At 75.5% G+C, this 273-nt stretch carries 1 protein-coding gene; it reads left to right on the forward strand.

Annotated elements, in window-relative coordinates:
* The coding region (locus tag R0J88_RS20185; RefSeq protein WP_410900904.1) for a response regulator at positions 1–273 on the forward strand (273 nt) is incomplete at both ends.

Raw genomic sequence — 273 nt, forward strand, 5'->3', positions numbered from 1 at the left:
GCCTGACCGCGCTGCGCCAGTTGCGCGCGGCCGGCGACGACATCCCCGTGATCATGCTGACCGCGCGCGCGGACGACGTCGACCGCATCGTCGGGCTCGAACTCGGCGCGGACGACTATCTCGGCAAGCCGTTCAACCCGCGCGAGCTGCTCGCGCGCGTGCAGGCCGTGCTGCGCCGCCGCCGCGCGACGCCGTCGGCCGCGGCCCCCGAGCAGCGCGAGCCGTTCGCGTTCGGCCGCTTCGTGCTCGACTTCCAGGCGCGCACGCTGTCGG

The organism is Pseudoalteromonas sp. SIMBA_162, assembly GCF_046535955.1.
GTDB classification, from domain to species: domain Bacteria; phylum Pseudomonadota; class Gammaproteobacteria; order Enterobacterales; family Alteromonadaceae; genus Pseudoalteromonas; species Pseudoalteromonas marina.